Origin of the sequence: Streptomyces sp. ISL-98, from assembly GCF_018614055.1 — a bacterium.
Classification (GTDB): domain Bacteria; phylum Actinomycetota; class Actinomycetes; order Streptomycetales; family Streptomycetaceae; genus Streptomyces; species Streptomyces spiramyceticus.
Window position 1 is genome coordinate 19718 of the sequence record NZ_JAGGPB010000039.1, and the last position, 24629, is coordinate 44346.

17 protein-coding genes and 1 pseudogene are annotated in these 24629 nt (G+C 70.3%); 13 read left to right on the top strand and 5 right to left on the bottom strand.

Annotation, left to right across the window (positions count from 1 at the left end):
* Nucleotides 1-57: 57 nt before the first annotated feature.
* The 3 genes from J7I98_RS26110 to J7I98_RS26120 all read right to left on the bottom strand — a co-directional run bounded on the left by J7I98_RS26110 (nucleotide 58) and on the right by J7I98_RS26120 (nucleotide 2205).
* Nucleotides 58-717: an NADPH-dependent FMN reductase gene (locus J7I98_RS26110; RefSeq protein WP_214926593.1), complete on the bottom strand. Its 660-nt coding sequence runs from the start codon at nucleotides 715-717 to the stop codon at nucleotides 58-60.
* Between the two features lie 390 nt (nucleotides 718-1107).
* Nucleotides 1108-1680, bottom strand: coding sequence for a YceI family protein (locus J7I98_RS26115; protein ID WP_214926595.1), 573 nt, complete (start codon nucleotides 1678-1680; stop codon nucleotides 1108-1110).
* A 42-nt stretch (nucleotides 1681-1722) separates the two neighbouring features.
* Nucleotides 1723-2205, bottom strand: coding sequence for a MauE/DoxX family redox-associated membrane protein (locus J7I98_RS26120; RefSeq protein ID WP_308377939.1), 483 nt, complete (start codon nucleotides 2203-2205; stop codon nucleotides 1723-1725).
* Nucleotides 2206-2376: 171 nt separating this feature from the next.
* Here J7I98_RS26120 and J7I98_RS26125 point away from each other — a divergent pair.
* A pseudogene (locus J7I98_RS26125) lies at nucleotides 2377-2836 on the top strand (IS5 family transposase); the annotation flags it as partial.
* A 53-nt stretch (nucleotides 2837-2889) separates the two neighbouring features.
* Here J7I98_RS26125 and J7I98_RS26130 read toward each other — a convergent pair.
* Entirely contained in the window at nucleotides 2890-3588 is a 699-nt protein-coding gene (locus J7I98_RS26130) for a haloacid dehalogenase type II (RefSeq protein ID WP_214926619.1), read from the bottom strand.
* Nucleotides 3589-3924: 336 nt separating this feature from the next.
* Here J7I98_RS26130 and J7I98_RS26135 point away from each other — a divergent pair, with 336 nt between their 5' ends.
* Nucleotides 3925-4764, top strand: a complete 840-nt coding sequence (locus J7I98_RS26135) for an aldo/keto reductase (RefSeq protein WP_214926621.1) — start codon at nucleotides 3925-3927, stop codon at nucleotides 4762-4764.
* A gap of 94 nt (nucleotides 4765-4858) precedes the next feature.
* Here J7I98_RS26135 and J7I98_RS26140 read toward each other — a convergent pair whose 3' ends face one another.
* A complete protein-coding gene (locus J7I98_RS26140; protein ID WP_214926623.1) occupies nucleotides 4859-6091 on the bottom strand; it encodes a CdaR family transcriptional regulator in 1233 nt (410 codons plus the stop codon).
* Nucleotides 6092-6254: 163 nt separating this feature from the next.
* On the opposite strand from J7I98_RS26140, the gene J7I98_RS26145 reads away from it, so the two are divergent.
* The 11 genes from J7I98_RS26145 to J7I98_RS26195 all read left to right on the top strand — a co-directional run bounded on the left by J7I98_RS26145 (nucleotide 6255) and on the right by J7I98_RS26195 (nucleotide 24627).
* Nucleotides 6255-7466, top strand: a complete 1212-nt coding sequence (locus J7I98_RS26145) for a lipase family protein (RefSeq protein ID WP_214926625.1) — start codon at nucleotides 6255-6257, stop codon at nucleotides 7464-7466.
* A 1212-nt stretch (nucleotides 7467-8678) separates the two neighbouring features.
* A complete protein-coding gene (locus J7I98_RS26150) occupies nucleotides 8679-10157 on the top strand; it encodes a sugar transferase (protein WP_214926873.1) in 1479 nt (492 codons plus the stop codon).
* A gap of 73 nt (nucleotides 10158-10230) precedes the next feature.
* On the top strand, nucleotides 10231-11544 hold the full coding sequence (locus J7I98_RS26155) for a nucleotide sugar dehydrogenase (RefSeq protein ID WP_214926627.1): 1314 nt from the start codon (nucleotides 10231-10233) through the stop codon (nucleotides 11542-11544).
* On the top strand, nucleotides 11534-12814 hold the full coding sequence (locus J7I98_RS26160; RefSeq protein ID WP_214926629.1) for a glycosyltransferase family 4 protein: 1281 nt from the start codon (nucleotides 11534-11536) through the stop codon (nucleotides 12812-12814). The genes J7I98_RS26155 and J7I98_RS26160 overlap by 11 nt, the downstream gene beginning before the upstream one ends.
* Nucleotides 12811-14208 carry a Wzz/FepE/Etk N-terminal domain-containing protein gene (locus J7I98_RS26165; protein WP_214926631.1) on the top strand — a complete coding sequence of 466 codons (1398 nt, stop codon included), beginning with the start codon at nucleotides 12811-12813 and terminating at the stop codon, nucleotides 14206-14208. The genes J7I98_RS26160 and J7I98_RS26165 overlap by 4 nt, the downstream gene beginning before the upstream one ends.
* On the top strand, nucleotides 14205-15725 hold the full coding sequence (locus tag J7I98_RS26170; RefSeq protein ID WP_214926633.1) for a Wzz/FepE/Etk N-terminal domain-containing protein: 1521 nt from the start codon (nucleotides 14205-14207) through the stop codon (nucleotides 15723-15725). Before J7I98_RS26165 ends, J7I98_RS26170 begins: the two co-directional genes overlap by 4 nt.
* Nucleotides 15726-15728: 3 nt before the next feature.
* Nucleotides 15729-17663, top strand: coding sequence for an asparagine synthase (glutamine-hydrolyzing) (asnB, locus tag J7I98_RS26175; RefSeq protein WP_214926644.1), 1935 nt, complete (start codon nucleotides 15729-15731; stop codon nucleotides 17661-17663).
* A 17-nt stretch (nucleotides 17664-17680) separates the two neighbouring features.
* Nucleotides 17681-19885 (top strand): bi-domain-containing oxidoreductase, encoded by a 2205-nt coding sequence (locus tag J7I98_RS26180; protein ID WP_214926646.1) that lies wholly within the window; start codon nucleotides 17681-17683, stop codon nucleotides 19883-19885.
* Nucleotides 19882-21840: an alginate lyase family protein gene (locus J7I98_RS26185; RefSeq protein ID WP_214926648.1), complete on the top strand. Its 1959-nt coding sequence runs from the start codon at nucleotides 19882-19884 to the stop codon at nucleotides 21838-21840. Before J7I98_RS26180 ends, J7I98_RS26185 begins: the two co-directional genes overlap by 4 nt.
* A gap of 8 nt (nucleotides 21841-21848) precedes the next feature.
* Nucleotides 21849-23369, top strand: coding sequence for a right-handed parallel beta-helix repeat-containing protein (locus J7I98_RS26190; RefSeq protein ID WP_214926650.1), 1521 nt, complete (start codon nucleotides 21849-21851; stop codon nucleotides 23367-23369).
* 1 nt (nucleotide 23370) lies between these two features.
* Nucleotides 23371-24627, top strand: a complete 1257-nt coding sequence (locus J7I98_RS26195; RefSeq protein WP_214926656.1) for an O-antigen ligase domain-containing protein — start codon at nucleotides 23371-23373, stop codon at nucleotides 24625-24627.
* The last annotated feature ends 2 nt before the right edge of the window (nucleotides 24628-24629 follow it).

Below are 24629 nucleotides of genomic sequence, written 5' to 3' on the forward strand. Positions count from 1 at the left end.
AGGGGCGCCAATCGGTTGAATACCGGATGAAAATTAGCAAAAGGGTGAGATCCCGGGCTAGTCCTCCGCCCGTTGGGTGACAGGCGCCTCGGTGCGGTCTCCTGGGAACTCGTACCACCGGCGCTGCAGGCAGACGTAGCGCACATCGGCCTCGACCAGGCGGAGGAAAGCCGCGACGGTCTCGGAAAGACGCTGCTGCAGGCCGGAATCGGTGAGCAGACCGTCCTGGGTGAAGCCCTTGTGGGCCCTGGCAAGGCTGAACATGTCCGGATAGACGCGGGTGCCCAGGTGCTCCAGGGGAACCCTCAGGGCCCATAGCCCGCGGTTTCCGCCGACCAGGGACGGGGAGGCAGAGACGAGCAGCGCGTGCTTGGTCTTGAACGGCTGCGGCTGGACGCGGGAGACCCAGTCGATCGCGTTCTTCAGCACTCCGGGCACGGAGGCGTTGTACTCCGGGGAGGAGATCACAAAGGCGTCGCACCGCTCGAGCCGGTCACGCAGCGCGAGAGCGCCCTCCGGCAGCCCCACGGCGGCCTCCACATCGCCGTCGTACGGGGGCATGTCGAAGTCGCGCATGGCGGCGAGGTCGACGGTGGCGCCGATTTCGGCGATCAGGCGGCCCACGAGGGAGGCGAGGCGGGCGTTGGTGGATTCGGCCCGCAGCGCGGCGCCGAGGACGAGCACGCGCAAGGGACCGGGGTGGGCGTCCGTGGGCATGGCAACATCCTTCCATCGTGCGGGTTCGCCCGGCCAGGGCGTCATGCGGACCAGTGTGGTCCGGGTAGGGCGGCCGCGCGATCGGTACGGGGCTCTCCGGGCCAGGCCGCGTGTGCCTCCGTCGTATTTGGCGAGCCCGGTGCTGGTAGCCGCGGTGGCGGTGACCGGTCGACGGAGCGCTGGCCGTCGGCCGGCCGCCTTCCGGCCAGTGCTTCGTGGGACCCGACACCGTGCCGGGGGGACAGTGGGGAGGTAAGGGGCGGAGGCTGTCGGCACGGAGGCCGGCCGAGACGATGGCCATGGCCTGCCCGGTGGTGATGAGTTCGAGCTTGTCTTCGAGGGCTTCGGTGAAGGGGGCTTTCGGCCTCAATGACCGCCGGTATGCGGTGCTCAGGCGGCCGTTTCGCCGGCCTCAAGGACTGCCTCGATGTCGACCACGACATCGACCATGGCGCTGACGACGACTCCGCCCCGGTCGACCACATCGTTCCAACTCACCCCGAAGTCATGGCGATTGATGCGGGTGGTGGCCGTGAACCCGGCGCGTCGCCTGGGGCCCAGGTCTCGACCGTCCTCCCACCAGGGGGTGTCCCACTGTCCCAAGTAGGTGACGTCGAAGAGCACAGGATGCGTGACACCCCGCACGGTGAGATTTCCGGTGACCTCGAACTCGGTTGCGCTGAGCTGATGAACGCGCGACCCGACGAATGTCCACGTCGGGTGGTGCTCGACGTCGAAGAAATCGGCACTGCCCAGATGGGCGTCACGCTCGGGCTGACCTGTGTACACCCGGGTCGCGTCGATGGTCGCCTTGACGCGGGCCTTCTCCGGCTCGTCGGGATCGACCTCCAGCCAGCCGTGCACGTTCTTGAACTGCCCGCGCACGTAGGTGACCATCATGTGCCTGGCGCGGAACTCCGCGCCGGTATGGCCGGGCTCGAAGAACCATCTCGTCCAAGCCATGTCGACTCCCGTGGCACCATTGCCCCTGGGGCGGTGGCCTGATCAGCGTCGCAGCATGCGGCGCCAAGGGCCGAGGGCAGTGGTCGCGGGTCCCCGGTGTCCGGTTATGCCCTCGGCGATGAGGGAGATGCCGGCGCCCAGCATCCAGACGTCCTTGGCCAGCACGGTTCCCTGCTCAGTGGGGCGCAGACTGCCTTCCTGACGCATGCCCGGCGTACGCAGGTAAAGCCCGAGAGTGCCGCAAGAGAATGCGCTGAGCGCAGCCCCGGCGACAGCGGCAGGGACGACCGGCAGGAGCAGCGCAGCGGCAACGGCGATCTCCCCGGTGGAGAGCAACCGGGCGAACTTCTGGGCGTCGAGCTTGCCCAGGAAGGGGTAGGCGGCGGTGGCGAACTGCTGGAGTCGCTCAGCGGTGGCCTGGTCCGCGTCGCGTTTCGACAGTCCGGAGTTGAGGAAGAACGCACCGACAGTGAGCCTGAGCGGCAGTTGCCGCGCTGCGGAACGCCATGCCGAACCGGATGCCACGCCGAGCCTCCCAACCGTCACCCCGCCTACCACCATGCCACCCGTCCGAACCATGTCAAACGCGGAGTAGTCGCTGCCGGTGGCGCGTATCCGGGGCGGGTGGCAGCCTCCTTCCCAGGTCCTGTCCGACGGATCTTGTGACTGCTGGGGGTTCTCGTCGTTGGCATGGCCATGGGGCGGGGAAACCTGACGAACCAGGAGTGGGCTCGACTGAAGCCGCATCTGCCCAAGTCCGGGCAGCAGGGTGGACGGTGGGCCAGCCATCGCAGGGTCATCAACGGGATCCTCTTCCGGCAACGCACCGGGGTGCCGTGGCGGGATCTGCCTGCGCGTTTCGGCAAGTGGAAGACGGTGTACGAGCGGCATCGGCGCTGGTCGGCGGACGGCACGTGGCACAGGATCTTCGCCGCCGTGCCGGCCGACGCCGACGCCGAGAGGCGCATCGACCGGTCGATGGTGAGTGTGGACTCCACCTCCTGTCGCGCTCACCAGCACGCCGCCGGAGCACGCAGAAGACCGCCGCGGGTGCCTGGAAAGACGCACGCCCCGGCAGCACCGCCCTGACGAAGGGCTCGGACGCTCCCGGGGCGGCCTGACCTGCAAGATCCACCTCGCCAGTGCACGGCACTGTCACCCTCGCCTCAATCCGACTCTGGCTCCGCCGATGACCCGCCGAACACGCCCCTAGGCATGGTCGAGTTGGTCGGCCAGACCGGCCAGATCGTCGGCGTGCAGGTCGAACCCGTCCGAGGAGGTGGGCGGGTCGCCGACTGGGCGGGCGACGTAGGCGGTGCGCAGGCCGAGGCCCTGTGCTGCGCGCAGGTCCCAGGCGTGGGCGGCGACCATCAGGAGCCGCTCCGGCGGTCGTCCGGAGCCAGTTACGGCCAGCTGGTAGACCGCTGGGTCCGGCTTGTAGGTTCGGGCGTCTTCGGCGGACAGGGCCTGGTGCCAGCGCAGTCCAGCGTGGGCGTTGAGTCCCAGCAGCGCCGTCCGGCTTGCGTTGGAGAGTCCGATCAGCGGCAACCGGTCGGCGAGTCGGGCCAGTCCCGCCACGGTGTCGGGCCACGGCGGGAGCCTGCGACCTGACAGGGCCAGCGCCGCTACGGCAGCCGGATCGGCGACTCCGGCGGCATCGGCGGCATCGGCGACGAGCCTGGCGGCTTCCAGGTCGAGGACGTCGCTGGTGAGGTAAGGCCGGACGCCGTCGAGGATGCGACGTTGCTCGCGGTCGATGTGCTGCTGCCACAGCGACAAAAGCTGCTCGACCCTGGGATCGTCGAGCGATGGGTCGAGTTCACGAATGCCGGCGCGGATACCGGCAGGTTCGTCGACGAGCGTGCCGAGCACGTCGAACACGACGGCATCGATCTCTAGCTCTGACATGGGAGAGGTCTCCTGGACGAAGCAGGGGCGTAAGAGTGGCTGTTAGCCGAACGCAGCGGGAAGCCACCCTGATTCCCGAACCGCACGGCCTGTGCGGCAACCGCATCGCCAGGCCACAACGCACGAAGGCGCACCACCTCCGACTAGCCCCAGGAGCGAGCGACCGGCAACTCAGAGACGCGGCGTGGCTCCGTCCATGATCCGCCGGACAGGCCCTGGGCAGTGTCTCTGCGATCAGGTAGCTGGTGTTGACCATTGGACAACCGCTACTGGTGCCGTCTTGCGGCCAACTGCGCTGTTAGCGTTGCCCCTTGAGAGAAGGGGAGAAGACACCAGGTGACATCGACTGCGTTTCTTATCGGCGGGGATCTGAAAGTGCGGAGGCTCGGGTTCGGGGCCATGCAATTGCCGGCGGAGCCGGGGCCGGCCCGTGAAACCTCTCTCGCGGTCGCCCGGCGAGCGGTCGAACTGGGCGTCACTCTGATCGACACCGCGCATCTATATGGCGGGGGCGCCAACGAGGAACTCCTTGCCGAGGCGCTGTACCCCTACCCGGAGGAGCTGCTGATCACCACCAAGGTCGGCGTTGCTCGATCGGGTCCCTCAGGCGAGTGGGAGCTCGACGGGCGGCCGGCTGTTCTGCGCGATCAGGTCGAGCAGGCGCTGCGCCGACTGCGCGTTGAGCGGATCGAGCTGCTTCAGCTCCACCGTATCGATCCGCAGACGCCGCTCGCCGACCAGGTGGGCACGCTGCGAGACCTGAGGACCGAGGGCAAGATCGGCCGGATCGGGCTGTCCGAGGTCACCGTCGACGACCTCAACCAAGCACAGGACATTGTCGACGTCGCGAGCGTGCAGAACCGCTACAACCTGCTCGATCGCGAGCACGAGCCCGTGCTCGCGGCCTGCGAAGCGGCAGGCATCGCATTCCTGCCGTGGCGCCCTGTCGCCTGGGGGGAGGCTGGGGCGAGGGCCGAGGTCGCTGCCGTGGCGGCCGAAGTCGACGCCACTCCCACGCAGGTCGCGCTCGCCTGGCTCCTCGGCCACTCGCCTGTCATCCTCCCGATCCCGGGCACTGCCCGGATCGACCACCTGGAGGAGAACCTTGCTGCGGAACGTCTCCACCTGACCCAGGCCCACCGCGACCGCCTCAACCGTCTGCCCGAGTTGGCATAGGGCTCAGCCTTTTCGGTGATGATCTGAGCCGGATGAGGAGTGAGGCGGCGGTGACGGTGCCCTGGAACACATATCCACACACCCAATCGCGAAATCACAGCTGCCGTTGCTGGTGAGCGCGAGGTAGCGCCGGACAGCGCAGGACCGAGCGCGGCAGCGCCCGGACGGCCTGGAGTGCGGCGTACAACTCGGCCGTGCTCACCGGGTCAGTGACGGTGCGTCCGGTGAGGTCGTGGATCCGGCGTAGCCGCTGGCGGACGGTGTTGGCGTGGCAGTGCAGGGCTTGCGCGGCCTCCTCCGTGGAGCCGGAGGCCGCGTACCACGCCGTGAGCGTGCCGATCAGCATGGTGCGCTGCTCGGCCGGGAGATCGAGCAGCGCGCCGAGGACCGAGCGGGCCATCCGGGCGGCGACGTCCGGGGAGTGCACCACCAGCCCGGCGAGCGGGCCGTCGTCGAAGCTGGCGACCGGCGGGCCGGCCGGGTCGGCGGTGGCCAGGGCGAGCCGGGCCAACCGCAGGCCGGTGGCGCAGTCGGCGAGGCTCGCGAAGGCCGGGCTCACCCCGTAACGGAGGGTGGCCGACCGCTGGAGCGTGATCAGTAGCCGCTCCAGGGTGCGCTGGTCGCGGACCGAGACCAGTCCGGCCAGCAGGCCGGCGGTGCGGCTCCAGGCGGAGGCGATGCCGTGGGCGGCGAGCCGGTTGCCGAGCTCGGGCGCCGACCCGGGCGGCGGATCGGCGACCAGCACCACGAACAGCCCGTCGTACGGCAGGCGCAGGGCGTCCGCCGCCCGCCAGAGCGCCTCTGTGGTGCGGGCGGTGCCGTCGAAGAGCCCGGCGAGGGCAGGGGAGCCGGCCTGTTCGGCGGCGGCCGACGTCGCATGCCGGTAGGCGGCGGTGATCTCGTTGGCGCCGGTCTCGATCAGCCCGAACAGGCGGGCCGCGCCGTCGGGGAGCGCCTCCAGTCCGCCGTGGCCGGCGTTGCGCGCCTCGGCGGTCAGCTCCTCCAGCAGCATCCGTCCGCCCGCGTGGTAGGCGGCGATCACCGCGGGCAGCGGGACGCCCTGGCCGGCCCGGCGGAGCGCGGTGGCGGTGGCCGGGGCCGGGCTGTTACAGCCCGTCAGGGTACGCAGGGTGAAGGTCAGGTGGGCGCGGCAGGAGCCGCGCAGCTCCTCGACGGGGACCAGCCGGTGGTAGGCGACGGTGCCGGAGGGGGCAAGGATCCGGTCGACGGCGTGTTCGCTCAGTTCGGTCAGCCGCCCGTTCAGGGCGGTGGCCAGTAAGCCGATTCGTCGATCCGTCGGGTGGGTGGTGACGGGGCTATCGGGCATGGCCGCATCCTAACGGGCCGTACGGCATTACCGAACGGCATATGTCATTGTCGCCGCTCACATGATCATGCTTCACATCCTGTTCGACGCTCCATCACCAGGCGCGCACATCCCGCCGATCATCGGTGCACGACCTCGTAACCCTCACCCTTCAGGGACGCTCATGAGATTCCTGCGCACCGCCGTGCCCGCATTCGCCGCACTGCTGGCCACCACCCTGATGGCGACGGCCGCTCCGGCCGCCGCCGTGGAGAGCGGTGACCTCCGCGATGCCTTCTTCACCCCACCGCCCGGTGAACTCACCGCCGGGCCGGGCGAGGTGATCCGGTCCCGAGCCGCCGATTTCCGGGTCGAGCCGACCGGCCTGCTCAAACAGCACGTCCGCTCCTGGCAATTGCTCTACGGCTCCGCCGACGCCGACGGCCGCCGGATCGCCGTCTCCGGCACCGTGCTCGTCCCCGAGGCCCCGTATGCCGGGCCGGGCCCGCGCCCGGTGGTCGCGCACGCCATCGGCACCCACGGTCTGGGCGACCGGTGCGCCCCCTCGCGGGCGCTGGCCGACGGCACCCAGTACGAAAACATCGTGATCAAGGCGATGCTCGACCGCGGCTGGGCCGTGGTCGCCACCGACTACCAGGGGCTCGGCACACCCGGCGGGCACACCTACGTCAACGGGCGGGCCGAGGGCCAGGCCGTGCTGGACTCGGCGCGTGCCGCCCAGCGGCTGCCCGAGGCCGGGATCGCTTCCGACGCCCCGGTCGTCATCGCCGGCTACTCGCAGGGCGGCCAGGCGGCGAGCTGGGCGGCCGAGCTGCAGCCCTCGTACTCACCGGAGTTGAACCTGCGCGCGGCCTCGGTCGGGGCTCCCGCCGCGGACCTTCAGGCGGTCGCGCAGGGGGTGGACGGCAGCATGGCCTTCGGCTTCGGCCTGACCGCCGCCGTCGGCCTCAAGCACGCGTACCCGGAACTCCCGCTGGAGGAGCTGCTCACCGACCACGGCCGCGAACTGCTGGCCGACATCTCCGACGACTGCACGCTGGAGATCGCCACCAAGTACGGGATGCACAGCTGGGACCGGTTGACCACCGAGGACCCGTTCGCGCGGGCCGACTGGCGCGGCCGGCTTGCCGAGCAGCAGGCGGGGCGGCACCGTCCGGCGGTGCCGGTGCGGCTGTACCACTCGCGCCTGGACGACGTGATCCCGTACCGAGTGGGCACCGAGCTCAAGGACCGGCTGTGCGGGCTCGGCGCGTCCGTCGACTGGGACTCGTACCTCGTGCCCACCCACATCGCCGCCTTCTACGCCGCCGCCCCGGCGACCGTCAGGTGGCTGGCGGACCGCATCGAGGGCCGGCCGGTGGAGAACGACTGCTGACCTCAGGAGCCGACTCGACGCCTTCCTGATGAGCGAGAAGAGCTCGGCCGTCGGGCCGTGCGTGAGTACGGGCGGCGACCCGGGCCCGGTTCACAAGAGCGGTGGGTCTGCCAGGTCGCCGATTACCCGTTCCACCTCGACGGAGGGTGGGCCCGCCGGTGGAGCGGTGCCGGGGGTGGAGCGGTGCCGGCCCACAGGCGGACCCGCCACCGGCGATGCTCGCCGTCGAGCCCCGGTGATGTCCTTGGCGTGGTAGCCGTGTCGTACGGAATGCGACGACGCCGAGAAACGACAGAACTGCTACGTGGACCACAGCCTCTCGCTGCGGCCGCCGACGGCCCACGACGTCCGGGCCAAGATCCCGACCATTCTCGGACCACCCTTCCGTCCGCTCACCTCCGGTCCGTCATTTCACCTGGCCAACAGCGGTACAGCTCCTGTACCAGCAGCAGACGAAGAACCTGCTGGTGAGCTACTCGCCCAGGAAGGTCGGGCTCTTCCAGGAGACCGAATGAGGTGTCCGGCCAGGAATTTCTCTGCCGGACACCTCACACTCTCTCGCGTTCGAGGCTGTTGTGGCTGGAGAGCTTGTCGGTGACGATCCAGAACACTCCGGTGGGGTTGGTGTCCGGTGACCAACCCGGTGCCGGCAGCCCGGAGGACTCCCGTCATCACAGGTCACAAGGCACGTCTCCGTCGTCAAGGCACCCGCAGCCGATCACCCGTCGGTGGATCAACCTTCAAAGGTTCAGCACAAGTTGCACACATCCCCTCTCCAGGCAGGCCCCGATGGTCTAGATTGACCGTGCCTCACATCCTTGGACACGGGGCGACAAATAATGATCTATAGGTCAGGCGCCATGGGCAGCCAGCAGTCGCATGCCCGGTGCCAGACGTGGGGGTGACCAATCCTTGGAGCCCGAGAGTGGGCCTTGGGTGCGGGGAGCACTCGAGGTTTCGACCGGTTCGCGCATAGCTCGAGACTCTGGCAGGACGTACGAGACCACCTGCCACCTGGGTGGGGTGTGCGAGTAGCGCGGCAATAGCCGGTACGCATTTCGCGGGGGGCGGGGGCCTCCCGGAGAGAGGAATGGCGCGACACGGGGGGCGGGGGCCTCCCGAGGGCTGGAACTGTGCGGGGGGCGGGGCCTCCCGGGGGGAGGAACCGTGTTGAGCGAACACGTCGAGCCCAGTGGCAACCTGGGGGGGGCTGTGCAGCAGGGCGACTTAGTCAGCCCGTTCCTACCGGCGCGCGGGCGTCCGGTGAACGGGGCAATCAGACAGCCCGCGACCGACTGGGAGCAGCGGTACCGCCGTACCGTGATCACCAGCGATACCGTGGCCACCGCCTTCGTGGTGGCGGCGATCGGCAACTTCTTCGGGGTCCGGGACGCGGCCAACTGGCACGAGAAGTGGGGAATTCTCGCATTCGGCACCGAACTGCTGGTGCTGGGGGCACTTGCGGTGAGCCGGTCGTGGGCTCCGGCCGTGCTCGGCCAGGGCGCCGAGGAATTCCGCCGGCTCGGACGCTCACTGTTCGCGGCGACCGTCGTACTGGCGCTCGGCGGGATCGCCCTCACCTCGCGCAACATCAAGCTCTGGATCTTCGTCGCGATCCCCACGATCGCGGTCGTCACCATGACCGCGCGGTACCTGCTGCGCCTCTCGCTGCACAAACAGCGAAAGGAAGGACGGTGCCTGAGACCGGTGCTCGCTGCCGGGAGCCCGGCCACCGTGCGCGACCTGATCACCCGAACCCGTAAGTTCCCGCACCTCGGCTGGCGGGTGGAGGCGGTGTGCACGCCGGACGGTCTCGGGCTCGACGGTGACCAACTGGACGGAGTGCCGGTCGTCGGCCGACTGACCGACGTCGCAGGCCACGTCCGCCGCGACGGCTACCGTGTCGTCGCGGTCACACCGGACCCGCACTGGTCACCGGACCGGCTGCAGCGGCTGGCCTGGAACCTCGAAGGCAGCGATGCCGACATGGTCGTGGCCCCCGTGCTGATGGAGGTGGCAGGACCGCGGCTGCACGTCGATGCGGTGCTCGGGATCCCGCTGCTGCGGGTCAGCATCCCGACCTTCACCGGGGGCCGCCGGGCGGTCAAAGGGGTCGTCGACCGGACGGGCGCAGCGATCCTGCTGATGCTGTTCGCACCGCTGATGGTGCTCGTCGGGCTGCTCGTGCTGATGGACAGTCGGGGTGGGGCGGTATACCGCCAGCGCCGGGTCGGCAAGGACGGCCGCGAGTTCACCATCTTCAAGTTCCGCACCATGGTCACCGGGGCTGACGCGGCACGTCATGCACTGGCCGACCGCAACGAGGGCGCCGGCCTGCTGTTCAAGCTCCGCCGGGATCCGCGGGTGACGCGGGTGGGAGCAGTGCTGCGCCGGTACTCGCTCGACGAACTCCCGCAGCTCTTCAACGTACTCACCGGCTCGATGTCGCTCGTCGGTCCACGGCCTCCGCTACCGGAGGAATCCGCTGCGTACGGCCCGGACATCCGGCGGCGGCTGCTGGTCAAGCCCGGGCTCACCGGCCTGTGGCAGATCAGCGGACGCAGCGACCTGCCGTGGGAGGAGGCGGTCCGCCTCGACCTGCGGTACGTGGAGGACTGGTCGCTCGCCCTGGACACAGTGATCTTGTGGAAGACGCTGCGCGCGGTGCTCTATGGGCAGGGGGCCTACTGATGCTCGGGGGGCGTCGTCCGGTCGGCGCACGGATGGCAGGCCAAAAGGGCCTGCCCAGGGGGAGGAGCGGGTCATGAGGGTCAGCGTCTTAGGGCTCGGCTACGTGGGCTGCGTGTCGGCCGCGTGCCTGGCGAGCCTGGGTCACGAGGTCATCGGGGTGGACGTGAACCAGGTGAAGGTCGACCTGGTCAACGACGGCAAGGCCCCGGTGGTCGAGGAGCGGATCGGCGAGCTCATCGCCGAGTTCGTGCGGACCGGAGCGTTACGCGCCACCGGCGACGTCCGCGAGGCGATCATGAGCAGCGAGGTGTCGCTGGTCTGCGTGGGCACGCCGTCGGAGCCCAACGGCAGCCTGTGCACCACGTACTTGGAGCGGGTCACCGAGCAGATCGGTACCGCGGTGGCCGAGCGGGGTGGGCGGCAGACCGTCGTGTTCCGCAGCACCATGCTCCCGGGCACTTGCCTGAACCTGCTGGTACCGATCCTGGAGAAGTACGTCGGCACGGCCGGGGTGGACTTCGGGGTCGCGGTCAACCCGGAGTTCCTGCGCGAGGGCACGAGCGTGCGGGACTTCTTCGACCCGCCCAAGACCGTCATCGGCGAGCTCGACCCAGAAAGCGGCGACGTGGTGGCGGCGCTGTACGAGGGACTGCCCGGCGAGGTGTTCCGGGTGCCGGTCCCGACGGCCGAGGCGATCAAGTACGCGGACAACGCGTTCCACGGCCTCAAGATCGGCTTCGCGAACGAGCTGGGCGCGGTGTGCCAGGCGCTCGGGGTGGACTCGCATCAGGTGATGGATGTGTTCCTGGCCGACCGCAAGCTGAACATCAGCCCTGCCTATCTGCGGCCCGGCTTCGCCTTCGGTGGCTCCTGCCTGCCCAAGGACTTGCGCAGCCTGGTCTACGCGGCGCGGCGGGCCGACGTCTCGGTGCCCATCCTCTCCCATGTGCTGCCCTCCAACTCCGAACATCTGCAGCGCGCGGTGGAGTTGGTCGAGCGCACCGGCAAGCGTCGGGTGGGCCTGTTCGGGCTGTCCTTCAAACCCGGCACCGACGACCTCCGCGAGAGCCCGCTCGTCGAGCTGGCGGAGCGGCTCTTCGGCAAGGGGTACGACCTGCGGATCTACGACCCCAACGTGAACCTCTCCCGGCTGCTCGGCGCGAACCGCGAGTACATCGAGACCCGGCTGCCGCACCTCGCGCAGCTGCTCGCGAACTCCGTCGACGAGGTGCTCGACCACGCCGAGGTGTGCCTGGTCGGGACCAGGGATCCGGCCGTCGTGTCGGCGCTCCCCCATGGCGACGGCCCCGTGATCGTCGACCTCATCCACCTTCCCGACGCCGACGCGCGCCGGACCGAACCGGGGTACGTGGGCCTTGCTTGGTGACACATCGTTTGACGACACAACCAGCGGCGACCGGCAAGGCCGGAGCGCGCTGATCCTCGTGGAGAACCTGTCGGTGCCGTTCGACCGGCGGGTGTGGCAGGAGTGCACGACGCTGCGCGACGCGGGCTGGACGGTGCACGTCATCTGTCCCCGGGGGACGAAGCGGGACACCGAGCCGGAGGCGGAGATCGACGGGGTGCGGATCCACCGCTACCCGTTGCGCGCGGCCACCGGAGGACCGGCCGGCTACCTGCGCGAGTACGGCTCTGCCTTGTGGCACACGTTCCGGCTGGCCCGCAAGGTCGGCCCGGTCGACGTGGTCCACGCCTGCAACCCGCCCGACCTGCTGTTCCTGCCGGCGCTGTGGCTGAAGCGGCGCGGCACGCGGTTCGTCTTCGACCAGCACGACCTGGTGCCCGAGCTGTACCTCTCGCGGTTCGACCGCGGCAAGGATCTGCTCTACCGCGCCGTGTGCGCGCTGGAACGGCGGACCTACCGGGCCGCGGACGTCGTGCTCGCCACGAACGAGAGCTACCGGAACGTCGCGCTGCGCCGCGGCGGTCGGCGGCCGGAGGACGTCTTCGTGGTGCGCAGCGCGCCCGACATCGACCGCTTCCACCCGGTGCCGCCCGAACCGGAGTTGAAGCGCGGCAAGCCTCATCTGCTGTGCTACCTCGGCGTGATGGGCCCGCAGGACGGCGTCGACTACGCCCTGCGGTCTCTCGCGAAGCTGCGCGACGAGCTCGGGCGGACCGACTGGCATGCGGTGTTCGTCGGCGCCGGCGACGCCTTCGACGCGATGGTGGAGCTGTCCCGGCGGCTCGGGCTCTCGGAGCAGGTCCAGTTCACCGGGCGCATCCCGGACGCCGACCTGGTCCGCTACCTGTCCACCGCGGACGTGTGCCTCTCCCCCGACCCGCGCAATCCGCTCAACGACGTGTCGACCATGAACAAGGTCCTGGAGTACATGGTGATGGGTCGGCCGATCGTCTCGTTCGACCTCCGGGAGGCGCGAGTATCCGCCGGTGACGCCGCCGTCTACGCGCCCGCCAACGACGAGGCCGAGTTCGCCGAGCTCATCGCGCTGCTGCTTGACGATCCGGAGCAGCGGGCCCGGATGGGCAAGATCGGCCAGGAGCGGATCAGCGGGCCGCTGTCCTGGCGGAACTCGCAAGCGTCGCTGCTGGCCGCCTACGCCGCTGCCTGCCGTGACAACGCTCCAGTGTCGGCGGGCGGCCCGGTCCGGACACGGAGGAGGCCGGGCCGTTGAGCGATGACACGATACGCCTGGTCACGATCGGCCGGATCATCCGTCGGCGCTGGCGGCTTCTCACCGTCCTCGCGTTGGTGGGTGCGCTCGTCGGCTACAGCACCTCCTTGCTGTTTCCGCCGCGTTATACGACGTCGGCATCGGTACTGCTGCCGGGGCAGTGGGAGGAGCGCGAGCTCCTGACTCAGGCGGAGATCGCGACCAGTTCGGTGGTGGTCGACCGCGCGGCTGCCGCGCTCGGCTGGGCCGGGGTCAGCGGCAGCGAGCTGCGGGACCGGGTGAGCGCCAAGGCCACCGACGGGAACATCGTCAAGATCTCGGGTACGGCCGACACCCCGGAGCGCGCACAGGAACTCTCCGACCAAGTGGCCCAGCAATTCGTGACATTCGCCGCGCGGCTCGCAGGCGACAACACCGACTCCGAAGCGACGACGGGGCCCGAGGAGCTGCGGAAGATGGTGGCGCAGACCAGCCGCCGCATCACCGAGCTGGCCGAGGCGACCGATCCGGGGCAGACCGTGGAGAGCGTGCAGACCCGCACCGAGCTCGCGAAGCTGCGCACCGCGCTGCAGGACGCAATCAAGAAGCTGGACCAGGTCGACCCGGCTGCCAACAAGGCCAACATGGTCGTCATGGGGCCGGCGGCCCGGCCGGCCGGCGAGGCACCGCCGACACGGATGCAGCTCATCGTCGCCGGGGCGCTGCTGTTCTTCCTGCTCGCGGTCATCGGCCATCTCACCGCCGCACGGATGAGTCGCCGGCTGCGCACCGAACCGGAGATCGCCGCGGCGCTGGGCTCGACGCTCCTCGGCACCGTCGACGTACCTGGTGAACGGTCCGCGCACCGGCCGGAAGACCATGGCCCGCGGGCCCGGATCCGCCGGCTGCTCGGCGTCGACATCCGGTGGGACATACCGCCCCCGCAGACCTCCGGCGACGAGGCCGGCAGGCAGATCCGCTACCGGCGGGTGTGCACCCGCCTCCGGGACCAACTCCCGGCCCCCCGGCGGCTGCTGGTTGTCGTACCGGACGGCGACGAGGTCGCCCGCCGGGCCGCCGGGCAGCTCGCCGCCGAGGCCGAGAGCGATCCTTCCCCAAGCTCTTCGAGCAGGGGATACCCCATGCTGCGGGTGGTGGGGGTCTCGGTGTCCCGGCCGATGGTGCCGGACCGCGACAACGAGTCCGGTGCCCTGGTCGTGCTCAGCGCGGGCAGCTGGACCGCAGGGGAACTCGCCGGCATCGCCGAGGCGTGTGCGGACGCCAAGCACGAGGTCGTCGGCATCGTCCTCGCCGACACGGTCCGGGCCCGTCCGACGCGGTCTGCCGGCCGTCCTCGGGATGCCGCCACGCCGGCGCTCGCGGTTGGCGACGACGCGACGGGAGGTTCAAGGTGACGACGAGTACGACTTCGGAGTCGTCGGCCGCCGCTCCGCTCTTCGACCTGCAGGCTCTGGTGGTGGCGGTACGCAGACGGCGCCGCCTCTGGTCCTTCATGGCGCTCCTTGGGCTGCTCGTCGGCGCGGCGGTGGCAGTCCTGATGCCGCCGCCGCCGACCGCGGTGACCAAGGTGCTGGTCGCGCATCAGGCCGACCAGCCGAACGACCCCGGAACGCTGATCCGCACCGACGTCGCGCTGCTGCAGACCACTCGGATCGCCAGTAACGCCCTGCAGTCCCTCAACTCCACAGAAAAACCAGAGGACTTCATGCAGGACTACGGGGGTATCGGCTTGACCAACAACCTGCTGCAGATCAATGTGACAGGTGACAGCGACGCGGAAGCGGTGGCCCGTGCCAAGGCGCTGGCCGAAGCGTTCGTCGCGAACCATGTGAAGCAGATACAGGCAGCCGCGAAAGCCGAGGCCAAGGCTCTGCTCGACCAGCGTGACCGCATGCGGGACGAACTCGCCCAGGTCAACAAGGCGATCGGAGACGGACCGCAGGACAACAGCCCGGAAGCCTCGGCGAATTTCGAGTCGCTCTTCGCCCGCCGGGCCGAACTCACCTCGCGGATAGCCGATTTCGATCAGCGCGCAGCAGAGGCGCGCACCGGCACGCCCCAGCTCATCGCCGGCACACAGATCGTGGACGCCCCGCGCGCGGTGCAGCACTCCCTGCCCAAGGCCGCTGCCACCAACGCCGCGATCGGGCTCGCCCTCGGGCTCGCCCTCGGGCTCGCGCTGGCCGCGGTCGGCTCGGTGGTGGCGGATCGCCCCGTGCTGCGCCGGGATTTCGCGGCGAACCTGGGCGCCTCGGTCATCGCGGAGCTGCCCCGTCGGACGGGCAGGCTGTGGCAGCGCCGACGGATCCGGGAGGCACGGACACGGCTCACCACGTCCCTGGCCCGCACCGTGCTCGGCTCCGCGGAACCGGTGTCGCTGCTGGAGCTGGGCTGTGCGCGCGGCACGAGTGTGCTCGCCCTGGACCTCGCCCGGGCACTGGAACCGGAGGGGCCCGTGGTCATCGTCGATGGACTGCCCGGCCCGCAGCTCGCGGGCCGCCGCCCGAAGCCGGGAGACCCGACCGTGGTCAGCGGCGAGCGTGCCGCGGCCGTGTCGCATCAGGAGCGCCGGCTCGGCGTCGGATCGGTGGCGCCCGGCACGGCGTGGACCGACCTCCAGTACCTCGGCACCCGGACCGTGCTCGTCGTGCGTGCCGGGCACGGCAGCGCCGCATGGCTGCACACCGTGGCGCGGCAGCTCGCGGACCAGCGCATTGCGGTGATCGGTGTGGTGCTGATCGACCCCGATCCGCGTGACCGGACCGACGGCACGCTGTGGGACGGGCTGCACACCGCGCTGCGCGGCCAGAGCGAGCGCTTGGCCCGGCAGAACGGGACGGGCCTGCGGCGGACGGAGCGGCAGCCGATGTGGGACGCACGGGTCCCGGACAGCGACCAGGAGGCGCGGTAGGACATGTGTGGCATCGCAGGAACTTACCTATGGCCGGACGGGAAGGTCGTGGCCGACCGGCTCACCGATACCCTCGCCCACCGCGGCCCGGACGGGGCGGGCCGGTACAGCCACCCCGCCGGTGACGGCGAAGTGCAGCTCGGGCACCGCCGGCTTGCCATCATCGACCTGTCCGAGACCGGCGCCCAGCCGATGGTCTCGGGCGGCCTAGTCCTGACGTACAACGGCGAGCTGTACAACGCGCCCGAGCTGCGTGCCGAACTGGCAGCCGCCGGCGTGCGCTTCCGCGGTACCTCCGACACCGAGGTGCTCCTTGAGGCCTGGCGGCGCTGGGGCACGGACTGCCTGCCCCGGCTGCGCGGTATGTTCGCGTTCGGGATCTTCGACGAGCGCACCGGTGAACTGGTGCTGGCGCGCGACCAGTTGGGCATCAAGCCGCTGTTCCTGCTCCGGCGCGGTGCGGGCCTGGTGTTCGCCTCCGAGCTCAAGGCGCTCGCCGTCGCCACCGGCGGGTCTCTGGAGGTGGACCATGCGGCGCTGGTGGCCTCGCTGTTGTACTACTGGGTGCCGGACTCGCGCTGCGCGTACCGCGAAGCGGAGAAGCTGCCGCCGGGGAGCTGGCTGCGGTGCCGGCCCGACGGCCGGGTGGAGCGCGGCCGGTACTGGCACTTGAAGGACGTCGCCGCCGAGGGCCGGGAGCGGGCCCTGAGCGGCGAGCAGCCGGACCTGGCCGCCATCGTCGAGGAGTCGACCCGACGCCACCTGCTCTCCGACGTACCCGTGGCGACCTTCCTCTCCGGCGGTCTCGACTCCAGCTACCTGACCGCGCTGGCGGCCCGCGACCAACCCGGGATCTCCGCCTACACGATCGGATTCCGCGCCGAGGACGCCAAGTTCGAGGCGATGCCGGACGACCTTCGCTATGCCCGACGGGTGGCCGAGCGGTTCGGCGTCGACCTGCATGAGATCGAGATCGCTCCGAATGTGCTCGACCTGCTGCCGCAGATGACGTACCACCTGGACGAGCCGATCGGCGACCCCGCCGCGATCAACACGTTCCTGATCTGCGAGGCCGCCCGGGAGGCCGGGGTCAAGGTGATGCTCTCGGGGATGGGCGCCGACGAGCTGTTCGCCGGTTACCGCAAGCACCTGGCCAACCTCCTTGCGCTGCGCTACCAACGCGTCCCGGGGCCCCTGCGGCGCGGGGTGTCCAGGGTCGTGGACCGGCTGCCGGTCGCCACAGCCCGCCGCGGGTACCGGTCGGTGCGCTTCGCGAAGCGGTTCCTCTCATTCGCCGATCTGCCGGAGGAGACCGCGTTCCGGCGCAGCTACACCATGTACGACCAGGACGAGCTGCTCGCCCTGGTCAATCCGGACTTGGCCGGGACGGTCGAGGACGTGCTGACCGAGCACGCGGACATCTACCAGGACAACGACCTCGACGACTTCGTCAACCGCATGTGCCTGGGCGACGCCCGGATGTTCCTGCCGGGCCTGAACCTCGCTTACACGGACCGGTCGAGCATGGCCGCGTCGACCGAGGTGCGGGTGCCGTACGTGGATGTCGAGGTGGTCAAGGCGGCGTTCGCCGTGCCCGGCGATCGCAAGATCGTCGGACGACAGGGCAAGGCCGTCCTCAAGGAGGCGGCCACCTCGATCCTGCCCCGGGAGATCGTGTACCGGCCCAAGGGCCTGTTCAGCGCCCCGCTGCGGGCCTGGATGAGCCGGGATCTGGCACCGCTGGTGCGCGAGGTGGTCAACGACGGCGTGCTCGTCAACTCCGGGCTCCTGCGCCGCGACGCGCTGGCGCGCATGGTCGCCGAGGACGCCGCCGGGCAGCGGGACTTCTCCAAGCATCTGTGGCATGTGCTGACCCTCGAGTACTGGTATCGCGGCGCGACCTCTGGGTCCGGTCAGAGCACTCGGTTAACGGCTTAGGAATCAGAGGAGTTCGGGTGAAGCAGGTTGTACAGAACTACAAGAGCGGCGAGCTGGCGGTGCTCGACGTGCCGGTGCCGGGGTGCAAGGCGGGCGGTGTGCTGGTCCGCAGCGCCTACTCGCTGATATCCACCGGGACCGAGCTCATGAAGGTGTCCGAGGCCGGCATGTCGATGCTGGGCAAGGCCCGCTCCCGGCCGGACCAGGTGGCCAAGGTCATGCAGAGCGTGGCCACCAACGGGGTGCCCGCCACCTACCGCAAGGTGATGGGCAAGCTGGACTCCTACACGCCGCTGGGCTACTCGCTGTGCGGGGTGGTCGAGCAGGCCGGCACCGGGATCGACGACGTGAAGGTTGGCGACGTCGTGGCATGCGCCGGCAATGAGCACGCGTTGCACGCCGAGCTGAACTGGGTGCCGAAGAACCTCTACGCCCCGGTGCCGGACGGCCTCGCGCCGCAGCACGCGGCCTTCGGCACCGTCGGGTCGATCGCAATGCAGGGCGTCCGCCAAGGCGAGCCGCAACTCGGCGACGTGGCACTGGTCATCGGCCTCGGGCTGATCGGGCAGCTGGTGGTGCAGCTCCTTACCGCCTCGGGAGTCCGCGTCGTCGGGGTCGACCCCGACCCGGTGCGCTGTGAGCTCGCCGAGCGCCTGGGCGCGGCGGCCTGCGGCGATCCCGCCTCCGCGGCCGTGGAAGCCTCCGTCGCCGAGCTCACTGACGGTCACGGCGTGGACCAGGTGTACCTGGCCGCCGGCGGCGGCAGCAACCAACCCGTCGAGCTGGCCGCCAAGTTGAGCCGGGACCGCGGCCGGGTGATCGACATCGGCAAGTGCCGCCTGGACCTGCCGTGGAACGCGTACTACGAGAAAGAGCTCGACGTCCGGTTCTCCCGCAGTTACGGCCCCGGGCGCTACGACCCGGAGTACGAGCTCGAGGGCCGGGACTACCCGATCGGCTACGTGCGCTGGACCGAGCGCCGCAACCTGGCGTGCTTCCTCGATCTCCTCGCCCGCGGCCGCGTCGACGTAGAGCCCCTGGTCTCCCACATCGCCGACTTCGACGACGCCGTGGAGACGTACCAGCGCCTGAAGGACGGCGACCTGAAGGCCGTGGCCGTGCTGTTCCGGTACCCCGAACAGGCGGGGGAAGCGGAGGAAGCGGCGGCCCCGGCCGTGGCCGTGCCCGCGGTGCGACGCAGCGGCAAAGCGCCCACCCCGGCCCGGCCCGCCAAGGCGTCGGTGCGGGTGGCGTTCGCCGGCGCGGGAAACTACGCGACCTCGATGCTGCTGCCGCACCTGGCACAGCGCGACGGCGTCGAGTTGTCCACGGTCGTCACCACGACGGCGCTGTCCGCGGCCAACGCGAAGCGGAAGTTCGGCTTCGCCGAGGCGACCACCGATCTCGACGCCGTGCTCGACGACCCGTCCATCGACGCGGTGTTCGTGGTCACCCGCCACAGCTCGCACGCCGAACTGACCCAAAGGGCACTCCTTGCTGGCAAGGCGGTGTTCGTGGAGAAGCCCCTGGCCCTCACCGAGGACGAACTGGCAGGCGTGCTCGCGGCGGTGGAGAAGTCCGGCAACGACCGGCTGCAGGTGGGCTTCAACCGCCGGTTCGCGCCGCTGCTGCAGGAGGCCAGGAAGCGGTTCGGCGCCCGGACCGGTCCGGCGAGCCTGCGCTACCTGGTCAACGCGGGCCGGCTGCAGCACGGCAGCTGGTACCTCCAACAGGGCACCGAGGGCTCGCGGTTCGCCGGCGAGGGCGGGCACTTCATCGACACGGCAAGCTGGCTGCTCGAGGCCGACCCGGTCTCGGTGTACGCGGTCGCGACGTCCGGCAACGAGGACCTGCAGGTCGTGCTGCGCTACCCGGACGGGTCCACCGCCACCATCAGTTACGTCACCACCGGCTCGTCGGCCTTCCCCAAGGAGACGCTGGACCTGATCGCGGACGGCAAGGTGCTGCGGCTCGACGACTTCGTCCGTGCCTCGGTGTTTGCAGACGGAGGGGTCGGCCGCAAGCGGTGGGTCTCCTCGCGGCTGCCCAAGGCCCGGGACAAGGGCCAGTCCGCCGAGCTGGCCGCGTTCATCAAGGCCGTGCGGACCGGCGGCCCGATGCCGGTGCCGCTGGAGTCGCTGGTCGCCACCACGGCGGCCACCCTCGCCGTGCAGACCGGCCTGGCCGGCGGCGCGCCGGTGACGTTGGCGAGGGCGCGATGACCATGAGCGCGGGCTGGTACCTGCGGCGGCTGTCCCGGATGGGACCGCAGGAGATCGCCGGCCGGGCGGGCGACACGGTGCGCAGGCGGCGGTGGCGGTCGGCGCTGCCCAACTGCCCGAGCGTGACCGGCGCCCGGTTCACCGCGGTACTGCCCGCCGGGACGATCGCCGCGGTGCCGGCGGACGCCGCGAAACGTCTCATCGCCGAGGCGGACCGGCTGATGGCCGGGCACGCCGAGTTCTTCGGCGTGGACCGCGACGACCTGGCCGACCCGGACTGGTGGTACGACCCGAAGACCGGGCGCCGGGCTCCGTGGGGCTACGCCTTCGACGTGCCGTACCGGAACGAGGACGTGGTCGGGGACATCAAGCAGATCTGGGAGCCGTCCCGGCATCAGTACCTCACCGTGCTCGCCGCCGCCTACGCGATCACCGGGAACGAGCAGTACGCCGAGCGGGTGGCCGAGCATCTGCGGTTGTGGTGGACGGCCAACGCGCCGCTGCGCGGAGTGCACTGGATCAGCGGCATCGAGCTGGGGATCCGGCTCCTTTCCTGGGTGTGGATCCGCCGGCTGCTCGACGGCTGGCCGGGCGCGGCCGGTCTTTTCGAGGACAACCCGGTGGCGCTGAACCAGATCTGGCACCACCAGCGCTGGCTGGCCGCCTTCCCCAGCCGGGGATCTTCGGCGAACAACCACGTCATCGCCGAGGCCGCCGGGCAGTTGGCCGCAGCCTGCGCGTTCGGGTGGTTCCCCTCCTCGGCGCGTTGGCGAGCCGGCGCGCTGCGGTCGCTGGAGCGGCATCTGCGCAGCAACACCTTCGAGTCCGGCCTCAACCGCGAGTTGGCCACCGAGTATCACGGACTTGTCCTCGAGCTCGGCCTGGCCGCGGTGGCCGAGGCGGACGCCGCCGACGTACCGGTCCCCGCGTCGATCCGCCTTGTGCTACTGCGGATGACCGACGCGCTCGCGGCCGTCGTGGACGGCCGGTTACGGCCGCCGCGCCAGGGAGACGCGGACGACGGGCACGGTCTGGTCGTGGACGGCGCGGGCACCGACCGCTGGGCCTCGCTACTGGCCACCGGGGACGCCGTGTTCGGCCGGCTCGCCTGGTGGCCGGCGGCGGGTGGCACCGATGTGCGCACCCCGCTGCTTGCCGCGCTCATCCGGCCGTACGCGAAAAATGGAACCGCACCGGCCGTGACCCGCCCGGCAGGCCGACCCGCCCATTTCGCTGACGCGGGCATGACCATTCTGCGCGGTCCGGAGGAGATCTGGTGCCGCTGCGACGGGGGTCCGCACGGGTTCCTGTCCATCGCCGCGCATGCCCACGCGGACGCCCTGTCCGTGGAGGTCCGGCACGACGGGGTCGACGTGCTCGCCGATCCGGGGACGTACTGCTACCACGGGCAGCCCGAGTGGCGGCAGTACTTCCGGTCGACCCTCGGCCACAACACCCTGCAATTGGACGGCGGTGACCAGTCCGTCTCCGGCGGCCCGTTCCTGTGGACCCGGCAGGCCCGCAGCCGCGTTCTGGTCGCGGATACCTCGGACGCGGGTGTGGCCCGCTGGAGCGCCGAGCACGACGGGTACCAGGGCTCCGTGCACCGCCGCCGGGTGGAGCTGACCGCCGCGAGCCAGGAGCTGCGGGTGGTCGACGATGTGCGCGGCCCGCGCCATGCAGTGCAACTGGCGTTCCACCTCGGCCCGTTGATCGCCGCGGATCTGGTGGGGAACCGGGCACAGCTCACCTGGACCCGGGACGGCGAGGACCGCTCCGCGGTGCTCGACCTGCCCGGGCAGCTGTCCTGGCGGGCGCATCGCGGCGAGACCGACCCGCCGCTGGGCTGGTACTCCGCCGGCTTCGGGCGCAAGGAACCCACCACCACGCTGGTCGGCACAGGCTTCACCGACGGCGCGGAGGGGTTCACCACCGTACTCAGGTTCCGGGGCTAGGGGGACGCGTGGTGATCGAGAAGCGGCACTGGGCGTTGCCGACGGCACCGCTGGTGCTGGTCCTGCTGACGGCGACTGGCTGCGTGAGTACACCGGGCCCCCCGGCGGAGCCGACCGTTGCACGAGCCACGTCCGTGGCCCGGGTGTGCGCCAAGCCCGTGGCCGGGCCGGCGAAGGCGCCGGCGGGCGCGGTGACGGTCGACCCCGCGGTGGTCGGTGACCTCGCTGCGAAGACCAAGAGCAGCCCCCCGAACACCACGTTCTGGCTTCGACCGGGCAAGCACAGGCTCGAATCGGACCGTTATGCCCAGGTCATCCCCAAGAAGGGGAACCGCTACCTCGGCGCGCCGGGCGCGGTGCTCGACGGCCGGAAGAAGAACCAGTACGCGTTCGGCGGTTCGGCTCGCGACGTCACCATCCGCCACCTGACCGTGCAGCGTTTCGTCGCGCCGCAGGACCAGGGCGTGGTCAACCACGACTCGGCCGACGGGTGGGTGATCGAGCACGCGACGATCCAGCACAACTCCGGCGCCGGGCTGATGGCCGGTGCCCGCCAGCAGGTCCGCGCCAACTGCCTGCGCGAGAACGGCCAGTACGGAATGAACGCGTACAAGCCCGGCGACGCCATCCGCGGCCTGGTGGTCGAGGGCAACGAGATCGTGGGCAACAACACCGACGACTGGGAGCGGAAGCGGAAGGGCTGCGGCTGCACCGGAGGCATCAAGTTCTGGGCCGTCAACGGCGCCGACGTGCGGGGCAACTGGGTGCACGACAACCGCGGAACCGGGTTGTGGGCGGACACCAACAACAACGACTTCCGCATCGAGGACAACGTGCTCGAGGCCAACGACGGTGCCGCGCTGATCTACGAGACCAGCTACAACGCGGTCATCCGGAAGAACACGATCCGGCGGAACAACTGGGTCGAGGGCCGCAGGTACGCCGACCGCGGCGACAGCTTCCCGCTCGCGACCGTCTACCTGTCCGAGTCCGGCGGCGAACCACGGATCCGAGCCCGCACGGACAAGATCGAGATCTACCGAAACGTGCTGGAGAACAACTGGTCCGGGATCACCCTGTGGGAGAACGCCGACCGGTTCTGCAACAGCCCGGCCAACACCTCGTCCGGTGACTGCACGTTGCTGGTGAAGAAGACCGACCGCTGCGCGCGGCCGGCGATCGCCACCACACCGCTCTACGACGACTGCCGGTGGAAGACCCAGCGGGTGGACATCCACGACAACCGCTTCGTGCTGGACAAGTCCGTCGTCGAGTGCACGGTGAAGTGCGACCGCATGGCGGTCCTTGCCAACTACGGCACCTATCCGGACTGGTCGCCCTACCAGGGCGAGCGGGTGGCTGAGGCGATCACCCGCAAGCAGCACAACCGCTGGCACGACAACGTCTACCTCGGCCCATGGAAGTTCGTGGCCCACGACCCGAGCCGGGTGCTCGACTTCGGACAGTGGCAGGGCACGCCGTACCAGCAGGACGCGGGCAGCACCTTCCGTGCACGGGACGGTGGTTGAGATGGGCGCGGACCACACGTCGAAGATCGTCGGGACAGCCTGGGGGCTGCTGATCCTCAACACGCTCGGCTCCACCGGGGCGAAGACCATCGTCCCGCTGCCCCGCTCCCTCATCCAGATGGTCACCATGGGCGCGCTGGCCGCCGCGTTCGCGCTGGCGCTGGCAGTCAATCTCCGGCTGCGCGTCCGGGCCAGCGCCTTCGTATTCCTGCTCACCCTGCTGCTGGTGCCGAGCGTGATCTCCAGCGCGAACCTGGAGTCCGGGTTCGGCGCGCTGTTCCGCTGCGCCCGGCTGGCTCTCTTCGTCGGCACGCTGTGGCTGCTCAGCCGCTGGTGGGACGGCAGTGAGACGTTCGTCCGGCACCACATCCGGATCTACTTCGCGGTCCTCGGGTCGGTGGCCGCCGGCCTGGTCATCTCACCGGGCGCCGCCCTGCCCGACCTTTACGGCGGGCGGCTGGTCGGCGCGTTGTGGCCGCTCACCCCGCCGCAGATCGGACAGTACGCCGCGGTGATCATCGGGCTCACCGTGCTGCTCGTTCTGGGCCGCCGGACCGACAGGCGCAGCGCGGCGGTAGTCATCGTGCCGGCACTCGTCCTGCTCGCGCTGACCCATACCCGGACGGCCACGCTCGGCCTGTTCATCGGGCTGGTGTTGGCGATCGGCTCGCTCCTCCTGACCAGCGCCGCCGCCCGCCGGTTCTTCGCCTGGGCGGTGCTGTGCGCCGCCGTGGCCGCGGTGGCGTTCAGCTCCGCGCTGCAGGCGTGGTTCCTGCGCGGACAGAGCAAAGAGAACATCTCCAACCTCACCGGTCGGGCCAAGGTCTGGGACGCCCTGCTGGCAGCCCCCCGGTCGACCTCGGAGCAGCTGTTCGGCGCGGGCCTGGGCGACAAGTCGTTCGGCGGGCTGCCGATCGACAACAGCTGGCTGGCCGTTTACCACGAGCAGGGTCTGACCGGCGTCGCCCTGGTGGCGGCGATCATCATCGTGCTCGGCGGCGTCGCGTTGCTGCGGCCACCGTCGCTGTCGAGGGCCTGCGCGATCTTCCTGATCAGCTACTGCGCGATCGCGTCGTACACCGAGGCCGGGCTGGGCGACGCCTCGCCGTATCTGCTGCATCTGACCGTGGCCGCCTCGCTGCTTGCGGCACCTGCCGCGGCCACTCCCCTGTCGACGCCCGACGTCCCCCGGCTCTCGACGCCCGAAGGTCCTCGACGACGCATACCGCGCTGGGCCCGCACATCGGAGGTCACCTGAGC

Excerpts from the sequence above, each read along its gene's own strand:
- J7I98_RS26130 (WP_214926619.1), bottom strand. The coding sequence starts at position 3,588 with ATGTCAGAGCTAGAGATCGATGCCGTCGTGTTCGACGTGCTCGGCACG.
- J7I98_RS26140 (WP_214926623.1), bottom strand. The coding sequence starts at position 6,091 with ATGCCCGATAGCCCCGTCACCACCCACCCGACGGATCGACGAATCGGC.
- J7I98_RS26155 (WP_214926627.1), top strand. The coding sequence starts at position 10,231 with ATGAGGGTCAGCGTCTTAGGGCTCGGCTACGTGGGCTGCGTGTCGGCC.
- J7I98_RS26185 (WP_214926648.1), top strand. The coding sequence starts at position 19,882 with ATGACCATGAGCGCGGGCTGGTACCTGCGGCGGCTGTCCCGGATGGGA.
- asnB (WP_214926644.1), top strand. The coding sequence starts at position 15,729 with ATGTGTGGCATCGCAGGAACTTACCTATGGCCGGACGGGAAGGTCGTG.
- J7I98_RS26115 (WP_214926595.1), bottom strand. The coding sequence starts at position 1,680 with ATGGCTTGGACGAGATGGTTCTTCGAGCCCGGCCATACCGGCGCGGAG.
- J7I98_RS26145 (WP_214926625.1), top strand. The coding sequence starts at position 6,255 with ATGAGATTCCTGCGCACCGCCGTGCCCGCATTCGCCGCACTGCTGGCC.
- J7I98_RS26195 (WP_214926656.1), top strand. The coding sequence starts at position 23,371 with ATGGGCGCGGACCACACGTCGAAGATCGTCGGGACAGCCTGGGGGCTG.
- J7I98_RS26110 (WP_214926593.1), bottom strand. The coding sequence starts at position 717 with ATGCCCACGGACGCCCACCCCGGTCCCTTGCGCGTGCTCGTCCTCGGC.